We start from the raw sequence: 13,462 nt of genomic DNA on the forward strand, positions 1-13,462 counted from the left end.
TGGAGCAGCAGGAGCTGAGGCAGAGGCAGGTGCCAGTGCAGGATCATGGGCAGGTCCCGGTGCAGGAGCTGGAGACGGAGCAGTCAGTGATGCTGGATCATCACGGCGATCACGGGGAGGTCGCCATCATTACGCTGAATCGGCCTGGCGAATTGAACGCCTTCAATTATGAGGCGCTGGTGCGGCTTGGCGGGATCGTCGAGGAGATCCGGCAGGACCGCCAGCGGATTCGGGCCGTCATCGTGACGGGAACGGGCCGCGCCTTCAGCGCGGGGGCCGATCTGAAGGAGCGGCGCACGCTGAATGAGCAGCAGGTGCGCCGCAATGTGCGAGCGATCCGTGATGTGTTCACCGCCATCGAGGAGCTTCCGCAGCCGACGATTGCGGCGGTGAACGGATATGCGTTCGGCGGCGGCTTCGAATTGACGCTCGCCTGCGATTTCCGCTTTGCGGTCCGGGATGCCCGCCTGGGCCTCCCTGAGGTGAGCCTGGGCATCATACCCGGGGCGGGCGGAACGCAGCGGCTGCCGCGGCTCATCGGGCCGGCGAAGGCGAAGGAGCTCATCCTGACCGCACGGAAGATTAGCGCCGAAGAGGCGCTGCAATACGGGCTGCTGAGCGGAATAGCCGATGACGCGGAGCAGCTCCGCCGGATGGCGCTCGAATTGGCCAATGAGATCGCCGCCAATGCGCCGCTCGCGGTCTTTCAGGCCAAATATGCGATGAACCGGGGCAGCAGCGTTGATCTGCACTCCGGCTTGGAGGTTGAGGCGCAAGCTTACGAGATGATTATCCCGACGAAGGACCGGGCAGAGGCGTTGGCAGCCTTTGCGGACAAACGAAAGCCTGTCTTCCGTGGGGAGTAGGAGGGTAGCGCGTGATATTCAATGTCGAAATGGAAACGATGCCGCGCGAGCGGATGCGGTCACTCCAATTGGAGAGACTCCGTTACACCGTCAAGCGGGCATATGACCGGGTGCCTTTTCACCGTGCCGCGCTGGATCGGGCCGGCCTGGCGCCGGAGGACATTCGCAGTCTGGAGGACCTCCGCCGTCTGCCGTTCATGCAGAAATCCGATCTGCGCGATCATTATCCGTTCGGATTGTTCGCGGCCGAGATGAGCGACATTGTACGCATTCACGGCTCATCCGGCACGAGGGGCAAGCCGATTGTTGTCGGTTACACGAAGCGGGATATTGAAGCCTGGGCGGACATTGTCGCGCGCGCCATCTGCTGCGCGGGCGGCCGGCCCGGGGATATTTTTCACAATGCATATGGTTATGGCTTGTTCACGGGCGGACTGGGCCTGCATTACGGCATCGAGCGTCTGGGCGCGGTCGCCGTGCCCGTATCGGGAGGGAATACGCCCCGGCAGATTACGCTCATTCAGGATTTCAAGCCGCGCGGCCTGTCGGGCACGCCGTCCTATATTTTGAATCTGGTGGAGGAAATGCGCAAGCAGGGCATCGACACCCGGGAGACGAGCGTCGAGTACGGCATTTTCGGCGCGGAGCCGTGGTCGGAGGAGATGCGCCGCCATCTGGAGGATGCGCTTGGCATCAAGGCGATCGACATTTATGGCTTGAGCGAGGTGCTCGGGCCCGGCGTCGCGATTGAATGCCAGGAAGCGCAGGAGGGGCTCCATATTGCCGAGGATCATTTCTTGGCGGAGGTGGTCGATCGCGAGACGGGCGAACCGCTGCCGTACGGGCAGGAAGGCGAGCTGGTGTTCACCTCGCTGACCAAGGAAGCGTTCCCGGTCATCCGGTACCGGACGGGCGATATTGCGTCGCTTCATCCCGGCACATGCCAGTGCGGCCGCACGACGATGCGGATGTCGCGGATTAAGGGAAGAGTGGATGACATGCTGATTATCCGCGGCGTCAACGTCTATCCGACGGAGCTGGAGGCGGTGCTGCTCAATTACTCCCAGCTCGCTCCCCATTATCAAGTCGTCATTGAGCGTGATAATACCCTCGACCGCTTCGAGGTTCATTGCGAGATTACGCCGGAATTCAGGAGCCAGGTAGGCGGAGTTCAGGGGAGCCGGGAAGTGGCCGAACTGGTGAAGGAGATCGGCAAGGAGATCAAATACTCGCTCGGCGTCTCGGTCCTGCTGCATGTGAACGAGCCGAATTCGATCGCGCGCAGCGAAGGCAAAGCCGTCCGCATCGTCGACAACCGCAAGCGGGCGGCAGCAGTTCAAGAAAACGAAGGAGTGGAGGCGGGATGACGACGAAGCTTGGCAACGTTGTGACCGTGTCGTCGGCCGGAGCGGTGGGCGTGCTTGCCCTGAACCGGCCTGACGTGCTGAATGCCTTGAATCGCGAGCTGATGCAGGAGCTCGTGGCGGAGCTGGAGCGGATGGACCGGGACGATGCCGTGAAGGCGATCGTCATTACGGGAAATGATCAGGCCTTCGCGGCCGGAGCGGATATTAAGGAAATGGCGGATGAATCCGCCGTATCGCTGCTGCTGAAGCGGCAGTTCGATGTCTGGGATCGCATCGGCGGCATTGAGAAGCCGATCATCGCCGCCGTGAGCGGGCATGTGCTCGGCGGAGGCTGCGAGCTGATGATGAACTGCGATCTCGTCGTCGCCTCGGATACGGCGCGCTTCGGGCAGCCGGAGATTCGGCTTGGCGTCATGCCCGGCGCCGGCGGTACGCAGCGGCTGACGAGGGCGGTGGGACTGCGCAAGGCGATGGAGCTGCTGCTGACCGGGGACACGATGCCGGCGGAAGAGGCTCTGCGCTGCGGGTTGATTAACAAGGTGGCGCCCGTCGAGCTCTATCTCCAGGAGGCGCTGAAGCTGGCGCACCGCATTGCTGCCCAGCCGCCGCTGGCTGTTCGCCTTATCAAGCAGGCGGTTCGCAAGGCGGAGGATCTTCCGTTGGCCGAAGGGCTTGATTATGAGCGCCAATGCTTCTACCTGTTGTTCGCGAGCGAGGATCAGAAGGAAGGCATGGGCGCTTTTCAAGAGAAGCGCAATCCCCAATTCAAGGGCAGATAGGAGGAGACATGGCCGTGTACGAGACGATTCTGTATGAAGTATCAGCGGGCGTGGCCCGAATTACGATGAACCGGCCGGATAAGTACAATGCCTTCACCGGGCGGATGATTGCCGAGATGATCGCTGCGTTCCGCCAAGCGGGCAAAGACGCGGCAGTGCGCTGCATCATCCTGACCGGGGCAGGCAAAGCGTTCAACGCGGGACAGGATCTGGGCGATGTGCCGGGAGCCGATGGGCACACTGCAGACGGTAAAGCTGCAGACGGGCAAGCCGCGGCCGGAAATCACGGCGATATGCTGCGCTCGCGCTACAATCCGCTGATTACGCAGATCCGCAACACGGAGCTGCCGGTTATTGCGTCCGTGAACGGGGTGGCGGCAGGAGCGGGGATGAGCCTCGCTCTCGCTTGCGACCTGCGGGTGATGTCCGAGCGGGCTTATTTCGTCAGCGCGTTCGTCAATATCGGGCTCGTCCCCGATTCGGGGGGCTGCTACTTCCTGCCCCGTCTCGTCGGCCTGGCCAAGGCGATGGAGATCGCCACGATCCGGGATCGCGTCACGGCGGAAGAGGCGCATCGAATAGGTCTCGTCAATCGCATTTGCTCCGCCGAACGGCTGGACGAGGAAGCGGACGCGCTTGCGGCTAGGCTAGCTCAGCTTCCGACGCGGGCCGTCGGGCTGATGAAGCGGACGATGAACCGCGGGCTGGAGATGGATCTGGCGCAGACGCTGGAGCAAGAGGCGTATGCCCAGGAGATCGCCGGGCGGACGGAGGATCACCGGGAAGGCATGCAAGCCTTTCTGGAAAAGCGGACGCCCGTGTTCAAGGGGGTGTAGCCGATGGGAAGCCATGTTCCCGGGGGCAGCCCCGGGGCGGTCGGCATTGTCGGCGCAGGCACGATGGGAGCGGGAATCGCTCTCGTCTGCGCCCGGCGGGGCCGCCGCGTTTATTTGCAGGACATCAAGCCGGAGGTGCTGGACGCCGCGCAAGCCTATATCGATTCCATCCTGACGAAAGACGTCGCGAAGGGGAGAATTTCAGAGGAGGAGAAGCGGAAGACGCATGATCTCGTCGAGCCGGTGCAGGATATGGCAGCGTTAAGCTCATGCCCGATCGTCATCGAAGCGGTTCCCGAAAAGCTGGAGCTGAAGCGCTCCGTGTTCGCCCGCTTAACGAAGCTGTGCGGCAGCGATGCGCTGCTGCTGAGCAATACGTCTTCCCTCTCCATTACGGAGCTTGCGGCGGGCTTGCCCCATCCGGACCGCATCATAGGCTTTCACTTCTTCAACCCTGCGCCGGTTATGCCGCTCGTCGAAGTGATTCGCGGGCACAAGTCGGGTGAAGCTTGCGTCGCTGCCGCGCGCCGGTTCGCGGAAGAGCTGGGCAAGGTGCCCGTGCTAGCGGAGGATTCGCCGGGCTTCATCGTGAATCGCGTCGCGCGACCCTACTATAATGAAGCGCTGCGCATCATGGGTGATCGGATGGCCCGCCCGGAGCAGATCGACCGCATTATGAAGCTGGCCGGCGGCTTCAAAATGGGGCCGTTCGAGCTGCAGGACCTGATCGGCCTCGATGTGAATCTGGCGACGACGGAATCGGTCTACACCCGCTTCTATCACGAGAGCCGCTTCAAGCCGAGCCGCCTCCAGCAGCGCATGGTGCAGGCGGGAAGCTTGGGCAGAAAGACAGGGGAGGGATTTTATCCATATGACCAATAATGTGGTCCTGTTGGCTGGAGCCAGTCCCTTGCGAGACGGCTTGCATGTGCTGCTGGAACGAAGCGGTTACCGGGTCGTATCCTTGGCTGAGGCCGAGGAGAGCGGGGCTTCCCTGCCGATTCGGTACGGCGTGGAAGTAACCAATGATGATGTGGCGGAGAAGCAGGCCAGCATCGTGAGGATGGATCGGCTGCTCAGCCCGGAGGTGCCGATCGCGGCCACCTCGCTCGCTCTGTCGGCAACCGAGATTGCGTCATGGGCATCGCGGCCGGAGCGGATATGCGGCTTCGGCACGTTCGCATCTCTGGAAGAGCGCGAACTGGTCGAAGTGGCTCCTGCCCTGCAGACATCGAAGGAGGCGATCCGTGGGCTGGAGGAGTTGTTCCTCACCTTGGGGAAGCAGGTGGAGATCGTGCAGGATGAGGCGGGGCTTGTCTTCCCGCGTATTCTCGCCCTGATCGTCAATGAAGCCGCCTTCGCTCTGATGGAAGGGACGGCTTCTGCCGCGGATATCGATACGGCCATGAAGCTGGGAACCGGTTATCCGCACGGCCCGCTCGAATGGGCCGATCGCATCGGGCTGGATGACGTGCTGGCGGTTCTGCGCGGGCTGCACCGCGATCTGGGAGAAGAGCGGTATCGTCCGGCGCCGCTGCTGCGCAAGCTGGTGCTGGCTGGCCGGCTCGGCCGGCGCAGCGGGCAAGGCTTTTATTCCTATGATACTGGGGGGGAACGAGATGGGAATACCCGTAATCATTGATGCGGTGCGGACGCCGATCGGCCGCTATGGCGGGGCGCTCAAGGATGTGCGCGCCGATGATCTGGGGGCGCTCGTCATTCGCAGCCTGCTGGAGCGGAATCCGGTCGGCCCGGAGCGGATGGACGGGGTCATTCTCGGCTGCGCGAATCAGGCGGGGGAGGATTGCCGCAATGTGGCGCGGATGTCGCTGCTGCTGGCCGGGATGCCGGTAGAGGTGCCGGGCGTGACGGTGAACCGCCTGTGCGGATCCGGGATGGAAGCGGTCCATCAGAGCGCCTATGCGATTATGGCGGGAGCGGGGCACGCGTATATTGCCGGAGGAACGGAGAGCATGACGCGGGCTCCGTATGTGATGTTGAAGCCGGAAGCCGCTTACCAGCGGGGGCATCAACAGATGTATGACACCACTCTGGGCTGGAGGATGACGAATGACAAGCTGGCCGCCCTCTATCCGCCGATCAGCCTGGGGGAGACGGCGGAGAATGTCGCGGAGCAGTACGGCATCAGCCGGGAGGCGCAGGATGAGTTCGCGATCTCCAGCCAGCGGAAGTATGCCGAAGCCCAGGCTGCCGGGAGATTTGCCGCCGAGCTCGTGCCGGTGGAGGTGACCGGGCGCAAGGGCGAGATCACGCGGTTCGAGCAGGATGAGCATCCGCGCCCCGAGACGACGCTGGAGCAGCTGCGGAAGCTGAAGCCGGCCTTCAAGCAAGGGGGAACCGTAACGGCGGGGAACTCGTCGGGCCTGAATGACGGGGCGGCGGCGCTGCTCATGATGGAGCAGGAAACGGCTCATTCGCTCGGACTGCGGCCGCGCGCCCGGGTGATTGCTTCGGCGTCTGCCGGCGTCGATCCGTCCGTGATGGGAATCGGCCCCGTGCCGGCCGCGCGCAAGGCGCTTCAGCAGGCGGGGCTGTCGATCCAGGATATCGATCTGTTCGAGCTGAATGAAGCGTTTGCCGCACAGGCGGTTGCCAGCATGCGTGAGATGAATATCGCTCCGGAACGGGTGAATGTGAACGGCGGCGCGATTGCCATCGGCCATCCGCTCGGGTGCAGCGGGGCCCGGATTTTAACGACGCTGCTCTATGAGATGGAGCGCCGGGAAGCCCGTTATGGCTTAGCCGCAATGTGTATCGGCGTAGGGCAAGGCATCGCTACGATTATCGAGCGATTATGACCGGACCAGGGCAACGCGAATGGACACGGTTGATTGTTAGCCAGGCGAGGAGGAATCGACATGAAGCCAGGATTGATTCCGGGCGCCGAAATTTCTTTTGTCGTTACCGTCACCCCGGACATGCACCCTGCCTTTGACGGGATCGTCATTCACGAAGTGATGTCCACCGTCTCCATGATCTACTTTATGGAGAAGGCAGGCCGCGAGATGATTGTTCCTTTTTTGGAAGAAGAAGAGGAAGGATCGGGGTTCGCCCTCGATATTAAGCATGTAGGGCCGGCCGTCGCCGGGCAGGAGGTGACGTTCCGCGCCGTCTGCACCGAGGCGGGCCCGAAGCGCATCATCTGCGATGTGACGGCCGAGACGAAGTTCAATCTGGTCGGGACGGGGTCGTTCACGCAGGCGATCTTCGACAAAAGAACGATGGCGGACCGGTTCGCGGCCCTGCGCCGCAAGGTGGAAGAAGAGCAGAAGGTGACCTGACGGCATAGCGGCGGTTCCTCCACTCCGGCGATGTCCCCCATTTTGCTTGAGCTATGGAGGGGCAAATGATACAATTTGACAAAGATGCAACATTTGGCAATCATACGAACGACTAGGAGTGGTGAACATGAGGCCGCAATCGATGCTGTTTACCATATACGGCGAGTATGTACGTCATTATGGCAGTGAAATCTGGGTCGGGAGCCTGACCGGCCTGATGGGAGAATTCGGCTTGACCGAACAGGCCGTACGGGCCGCCATCTCGCGTATGCTGCGCCAAGGCTGGCTGGAGTCGCGCAAAGTGGGGAACCGCAGCTATTATTCCATGTCCCCGCGCGGCAAGCGGCGCTTGAACGAGGCGGCGGCCCGCATCTATAAGCAGGAGACGGATACGTGGGACGGCAAGTGGTGCATTGCCAGCTACAACATTCCCGAGAAGGAGCGGAGCATACGGGATCAGCTTCGCAAGGAGCTGGCATGGCTCGGCTTCGGCATGCTGACGACAAGCACCTGGATTAGCCCGAATGATCTGACCGACAAGGTAAGGGACATCGTGGAATCACGCGGGATTTCCAGGTATGTGGAAATTTTCAGGGCGGATCATGTCGCTTGGAGCGAGCCTGCACAACTGGTGCAGAAGTGCTGGAACATCGATGAGATCAATGCGGCTTACGCCGAGTTCATTGAGGAGTACCGTCCGAGCTATGAGAGATTAGTGACGATGACGGAGCAGGAGGAGGCCGTACCCGACGGCTATTGCTTCGTGGAAAAGACCAAGCTGGTCCACCAGTACCGGAAGTTCCTGTTCATCGATCCCGACTTCCCTGAAGAGCTGCTGCCGGATGTGTGGCTGGGCAAGGAAGCGGATCAATTGTTCCAGAACTACTACGATATGCTGCATCCGGGCGCCAGCCGTTTTTTTGAGCAAGTCTATGAACCTTCGCCCGATGCGCTTCCGGTTCGCGACAGGGAGCATGCGTGAGGCACGTAAGGCGAGACGGCCGAATTCCAGCCAAGCGGCCCTCCCGGATTTACGTTTTATCCGGCATTTTGCGGCATTTTTGCTTCCATGCTTTAACGTAGGGTCGCATTACCGCCGGATATTTTCTTTATAGCTACCCACAATCATGATAAGGGGCATTCCAGCCGCATCGTGCCGGCTCGAATGCCCCTTAGTTGCTGCGCTACGCCTTCAGCGCTTGCTTGAACTGCTCGGTCAGAAGCGGCACGACCTCGAACAGATCGCCGACGATACCATAGTCGGCAATCTGGAAGATCGGCGCTTCCGGATCCTTGTTAATCGCGATGATGACACGCGATTGGCTCATGCCGGCCACATGCTGGATCGCGCCGCTGATGCCGCAGGCGATGTACAGCTCCGGCGTAACGACCTTGCCGGTCTGGCCGATCTGCAGCGCGTAGTCGCAATAGCCCGCATCGCATGCCCCGCGGGAAGCGCCGACGGCGCCGCCCAGCACCTCGGCCAACTCCTCCAGCGGCTTGAAGCCGTCGGCGCTGCGGACGCCCCGGCCGCCGGAGATAATAATTTTCGCTTCGCTCAAATCCATCTTGCCGGCCGTGTTCTGCACCACCTCGCGAATGACGGCGGCCAACGGCGGCTCGGGGTACGCGATGGCCGATACCGGGGCAGTCCGGCCCGCTTCGGCTGCCGGCGGCTGGATATTGTTCGGACGGATCGTGACAGTCCATGGGCTCGCCAGGAACTTTTTCTTCTCCATCGCTTTGCCTGCATATAGAGGGCGAGTGAATAACAGTTCGCCGCTGCCGTCCGCCTCAATGGCGATGACATCGGAGATCTGTCCCGCGCCTAATGCGGCGGCCAATTGCGGAGCCAAATCTTTGCCCTGCGCGGTATGGCCGAAGAACACGCCATCCGGCTTCGCTTCCTGCACGACAGCCTGCAGCGCCGCAAAATAAGCTTCCGGATGATAATGAATAAGAGCGGAATGCTCTACGGTATAAATATGATCCACGCCATATGGGACCAGATCGGCTGCAAAGCGCGCTGCCTCCGCCCCTATCACGGCTGCGGCCACGGTGCCGCCATCGCCTGCGGCCATCCGGGCCGCACTGATCGCTTCATAGGATACCTGGCGGAGAACGCCGCCTTTCGTCTCGGCTACGACAAGAATCGTTTTGGACATATTAAATCCGCCTCCTCGGGAATATGGGGCTGCTCAAAAACCCCGTTTTGAACAGGTACTGTCATTGGCAATCTGGCAGAAGACACCGGCTAGACGACCTTGGCTTCCGTGCGCAATAGCCGGAATAGCTCCTGCGCCTGCGCCGACGGCTCGCCGGAGATCAGCTTGCCCGCTTGCCGCTGCGGAGGCAGGAACAGCTCCGTCTGTGCCGTGCGCGCCTCGGCGGTGACGCCGAAATCATCCAGCGTCAGCTCGCGGAGCGGCTTCTTCTTCGCCTTCATAATGCCCTGCAGCGAAGGATAGCGCGGCTCGTTCAGCCCTTGCTGGGCCGTGAACAGCGCCGGAAGCGGCAGCTCCACGACCTCGGTGTCTCCTTCGGCATCCCGGGAGCCGACGGCGCGACCGTCGGCGATATCCAGCTTCGTGATAGCTGACACATGCGGAATGCCGAGCAGCTTCGCCATTCGCACAGCCACTTGGCCCGCGCCGTTGTCGACCGAGAAGTTGCCTCCGAGCACGAGGTCGGCGGATTCCGTCCCGACGAAGGCGGCCAATGCTTGCGCGACGGCATGTTCATCCGTGCCGATGCGCTCGTCGTTGATCAAGACCGCTTCGTCAGCGCCCATGGCGAGCGCCGTGCGCAGCGCCTCGATTGCCCGTTCCGTCCCCACGGAGACGACGGTAACTTTGCCCCCTTGGTCATCGCGGATGCGAATGGCTTCTTCTACCGCATACTCGTCATAGGGGTTAAGCACGAATTTGACATCGTCGTCCATGACTTTGCCGTCCTTGATGACGATCTTTTCCTCCGTATCGAATGTCTGCTTGACTAATACGATGATATTCATCGTTCATTGCCCCTTTCGCTTGATTTACCATGCAGGAAAGTGGAAAGTGCAATTCTGGATGAAGGATGCAGCGCGCGTGGTGTTTTCCCCATGGCGGATAATTATAAGTATTAAATTAATGGTTCAAAAAGTTCAAAAAGTGCGGGTTTCAGCACCAAAAAGGTTGTAAACCTGACGTGTGGAACAACCTCTAAAACTTAGGCCTCCAGTCCTTTGAGGAAGAAGGCTATCGTGCCATCCAACTGGCCGGTGAGCGAATATTTCTGCCCGGAAATAAGCCATGACGTCACGACTTCGTCCATAGAGCCGAAGATAAGCAGGCGGGTAAGCTTGACGTCGAGATCGGCACGGAACACTTTTTCCTCGATGCCTTGCGTAATAATTTTTTCAATGAGCACAATGTATGGCTTAATGATCTTTCCGATTTCTTTGCGGAGCTCGAGCGAGCTTTGTCTGAGCTCGATCTGGGAGACAAAGGCAAAATCCGGGTTGTTCTCCATCTCGGTAAAATGAATTTCGCACACGTTGCGCAGCGCTTCCTTGGCTCCGGTCGTTTCTTCGAGACTCGCGTGAAACTTGCCGATCAGCTCGCCAAGCTTCTCGCGGAACAAAGAAATAAGGATATCCTCCTTTCGCTTGAAATAAAGATAGATCGTACCGTCAGCGACCCCGGCCGTCTTCGCAATCCTGGAAACTTGCGAACGGTGAAATCCGTGTTCGGCGAATACTTTGACCGCTGCTTCGAGGATTTGGGAATATTTTTCTTTTTTCTGACTTGCCATGGAATCACCTCAGTGCTAAAATGTGAATCACGAATGAATGAACGCTCATTCATTTTCTGCTGATATCATAAAATAGAACCGGATCCTTGTCAATGATTGGATCGGGAACCGGGTAATCGCCCAGCGGAAGAGCAGTGGTATGAGCGTGCTGTAAGCGCTCGCCGCAATGAGTTCATTCATTTGCAAAAGGGGAAAGGAGATGGTTCCGATGCCGGGAGCGATCGTGCAGCTCGTCCTATTTTTGGCCGTCACGGGACTCGGCGTCTACGCGTTCGCCAGAGCGGTCATTCACCGGTATATGTATGTCAAGCTGGGGCAGCCGGTGGACTGGGACGGGCGCGCGAAGCGCAATTTGCGCGACTTTGCGGTTCAAGTGTTCGGTCAGACGAAGCTGCTCAAGGACAGGAAGAGCGGTCTGATGCACATTGTCATTTTTTATGGGTTCATTATTTTGCAAGTCGGTGCGCTGGATATTATCTATAAAGGATTGTCCGGCCGCCCGCTTCCGATTCCGGGCTATGAGGCATTCGTGCTGCTGCAGGAAGTGACGGTGACACTGGTGCTTATCGCCATGGGGTATGCCGCTTACCGCCGGTACGGCGAGAGGCTGGATCGGTTGAAGCGCGGATGGAAACCCTCCATCGTCGTTTTCTTCATTTTCTCGCTCATGCTGTCGGTCTTGCTGACGATGTCGTTCGAGCGTCTCTTGGAAGGGAATGACTTCTCGCTCTACGCGCCGATTGCATCTCTCATCGCGATGCCGCTGGCCGGCCTGTCCCAGACCGCTGCAGAGGTGCTGTACATGGTATGCTGGTGGGCGCATCTGCTTATATTGCTGGCATTTCTCGTTTATGTGCCGCAGAGCAAGCATTTTCATCTGTTATCGGCTCCGGTCAACCTGCTGCTGCGCCGCACGGATCCCGTCGGCCGCTTACGGAAGCTCGATCTGGAGGATGAAGAAGCGGAATCATTCGGCACAGGCAAAGTGGAGGATTTCACCCAAAAGCAGCTGCTCGATCTATACGCTTGCGTCGAATGCGGGCGCTGCACCAACGTCTGTCCGGCCGCGGGAACGGGCAAATGGCTGTCGCCCATGCACATGATCGTCAAGCTGCGCGATCATTTGACAGAGAAGGGAGCGGCCGTCACCTCGCGCTCGCCCTGGATTCCGTCCTTCGTCTTCTCAACGAACGGCACGCACGGCATGCGGGCAGACGGATTGGATCTCGGCGAGTGGCAGGGGGAGGGCGTGACCGACATAGGTCCGACGATGCGGGCGCAAGCGGCGTCGTGGCAGACGGCGGGAGACCGCCCGCCGGGCGAGCTGGAGCTGATCGGCGACGTCATGTCGGAAGCCGAGATCTGGGCGTGCACGACGTGCCGCAATTGCGAAGACCAGTGCCCTGTCGGCAATGAGCACGTCGACAAGATAGTCGACATGCGCCGTTATCTCGTGCTGACGCAGGGGAGCATGCCGCATGACGGACAGCGGGCGCTGCAAAATATCGAGCGCCAGGGCAATCCGTGGGGAATCAGCCGCAGCGACCGGGTCAAATGGGTGCGTGAGGTCGATCCCGAAGGCATGCTGCATGTCCCGACCGTGAAGGAGAACCCGGAATTCGACATCCTGCTGTTCGTCGGCTCGATGGGCTCGTACGACAACCGCAGCCGCAAGGTGACGCGATCACTCGTGCGGCTGATGAACGAGGCCGGCGTGAACTTCGCCATCCTCGGCAACGAGGAGAAGAACTCGGGCGATACCCCGCGGCGCATGGGCAATGAATTTTTGTTCCAGCAGCTGTGCGAGGAGAATATCGCCACATTCCAGAAATACAACGTGCGCAAGATCGTTACAGCCTGTCCGCATACCTACAACACGTTGAAAAATGAATATCCCGAATTCGGCCTGGAAGCCGAAGTTCTGCATCATAGCGAGCTGCTGGACGAACTGGTTCGCACCGGGAAGCTGGTTCCGCGCCATGAGGTGGAGGAACGCATTACGTATCACGATTCCTGCTATCTGGGGCGTTACAATGGCGTCTACGAACAGCCGCGCAACGTATTGCGTGCCATCCGGGGAGTGACGCTGCTGGAGATGGAGCGCACCCGCGAGAACGGCATGTGCTGCGGGGCCGGCGGCGGCATGATGTGGATGGAGGAGACGGCAGGCAAGCGCGTCAACCTGGCCCGCACGGAGCAGGCGCTCGCCGCGAAGCCGACCGTCATTTCCTCGGCTTGCCCGTACTGCCTGACGATGATGGAAGACGGCACGAAGCTGCTTGAGGCGGAAGAAGCCGTACAGACGCGCGACATCGCCGAAATTTTGGAGTTGGCCGTGTTCGGTTCCGTGAAATCGGACGACAGGCAGCCGGTTTCTGTGTAAAGGGATGACACAACGCATCTTTTTATGATTAAAATAAATTCATGGGAATTAGTGGAAAGTCATTGAAAGCTAGCAAACAACCTCTTCTTATGTAATCACACAAAACGACCTCTAAGATTCAACACCGCCAATAA

At 60.0% G+C, this 13,462-nt stretch carries 13 protein-coding genes; 10 read left to right on the top strand and 3 right to left on the bottom strand.

The window, feature by feature from the left end; genetic code table 11:
* Positions 1–89: 89 nt before the first annotated feature.
* The 9 genes from FLT43_RS21830 to paaX all read left to right on the top strand — a co-directional run bounded on the left by FLT43_RS21830 (position 90) and on the right by paaX (position 8,132).
* Positions 90–866: an enoyl-CoA hydratase-related protein gene (locus FLT43_RS21830; protein WP_087443242.1), complete on the top strand. Its 777-nt coding sequence runs from the start codon at positions 90–92 to the stop codon at positions 864–866.
* A gap of 11 nt (positions 867–877) precedes the next feature.
* The gene (locus FLT43_RS21835) at positions 878–2,233 is read left to right on the top strand and encodes a phenylacetate--CoA ligase family protein (RefSeq protein WP_087443200.1); all 1,356 of its coding nucleotides are present in this window, start codon (positions 878–880) and stop codon (positions 2,231–2,233) included.
* On the top strand, positions 2,230–3,012 hold the full coding sequence (locus tag FLT43_RS21840) for an enoyl-CoA hydratase-related protein (RefSeq protein ID WP_087443201.1): 783 nt from the start codon (positions 2,230–2,232) through the stop codon (positions 3,010–3,012). The genes FLT43_RS21835 and FLT43_RS21840 overlap by 4 nt, the downstream gene beginning before the upstream one ends.
* 14 nt (positions 3,013–3,026) lie before the next feature.
* Positions 3,027–3,848: an enoyl-CoA hydratase-related protein gene (locus FLT43_RS21845; RefSeq protein WP_087443243.1), complete on the top strand. Its 822-nt coding sequence runs from the start codon at positions 3,027–3,029 to the stop codon at positions 3,846–3,848.
* A 3-nt stretch (positions 3,849–3,851) separates the two neighbouring features.
* The gene (locus FLT43_RS21850; protein WP_087443202.1) at positions 3,852–4,730 is read left to right on the top strand and encodes a 3-hydroxyacyl-CoA dehydrogenase family protein; all 879 of its coding nucleotides are present in this window, start codon (positions 3,852–3,854) and stop codon (positions 4,728–4,730) included.
* Positions 4,720–5,490, top strand: a complete 771-nt coding sequence (locus FLT43_RS21855) for a 3-hydroxyacyl-CoA dehydrogenase family protein (protein WP_174818145.1) — start codon at positions 4,720–4,722, stop codon at positions 5,488–5,490. The genes FLT43_RS21850 and FLT43_RS21855 overlap by 11 nt, the downstream gene beginning before the upstream one ends.
* Entirely contained in the window at positions 5,468–6,667 is a 1,200-nt protein-coding gene (locus FLT43_RS21860; RefSeq protein ID WP_115057726.1) for a thiolase family protein, read from the top strand. The genes FLT43_RS21855 and FLT43_RS21860 overlap by 23 nt, the downstream gene beginning before the upstream one ends.
* A 60-nt stretch (positions 6,668–6,727) precedes the next feature.
* Positions 6,728–7,150, top strand: coding sequence for a thioesterase family protein (locus tag FLT43_RS21865; RefSeq protein WP_087443205.1), 423 nt, complete (start codon positions 6,728–6,730; stop codon positions 7,148–7,150).
* Positions 7,151–7,277: 127 nt separating this feature from the next.
* Entirely contained in the window at positions 7,278–8,132 is an 855-nt protein-coding gene (gene paaX / locus FLT43_RS21870; protein WP_087443206.1) for a phenylacetic acid degradation operon negative regulatory protein PaaX, read from the top strand.
* A 202-nt stretch (positions 8,133–8,334) separates the two neighbouring features.
* On the opposite strand, the gene FLT43_RS21875 is transcribed toward paaX, so the two are convergent.
* From FLT43_RS21875 to FLT43_RS21885, 3 genes are all read right to left on the bottom strand, one after another.
* Positions 8,335–9,315 carry an electron transfer flavoprotein subunit alpha/FixB family protein gene (locus FLT43_RS21875; RefSeq protein ID WP_087443207.1) on the bottom strand — a complete coding sequence of 327 codons (981 nt, stop codon included), beginning with the start codon at positions 9,313–9,315 and terminating at the stop codon, positions 8,335–8,337.
* 89 nt (positions 9,316–9,404) lie between these two features.
* Entirely contained in the window at positions 9,405–10,163 is a 759-nt protein-coding gene (locus FLT43_RS21880; RefSeq protein WP_087443208.1) for an electron transfer flavoprotein subunit beta/FixA family protein, read from the bottom strand.
* Between the two features lie 197 nt (positions 10,164–10,360).
* Positions 10,361–10,945 carry a fatty acid metabolism transcriptional regulator FadR gene (locus tag FLT43_RS21885; protein ID WP_087443209.1) on the bottom strand — a complete coding sequence of 195 codons (585 nt, stop codon included), beginning with the start codon at positions 10,943–10,945 and terminating at the stop codon, positions 10,361–10,363.
* A gap of 208 nt (positions 10,946–11,153) precedes the next feature.
* Between FLT43_RS21885 and FLT43_RS21890 the strand changes: the two genes are divergently transcribed.
* The gene (locus FLT43_RS21890) at positions 11,154–13,328 is read left to right on the top strand and encodes a (Fe-S)-binding protein (RefSeq protein WP_174818144.1); all 2,175 of its coding nucleotides are present in this window, start codon (positions 11,154–11,156) and stop codon (positions 13,326–13,328) included.
* The last annotated feature ends 134 nt before the right edge of the window (positions 13,329–13,462 follow it).

It is taken from the genome of Paenibacillus thiaminolyticus (assembly GCF_007066085.1).
GTDB classification, from domain to species: Bacteria; Bacillota; Bacilli; order Paenibacillales; family Paenibacillaceae; genus Paenibacillus_B; species Paenibacillus_B thiaminolyticus.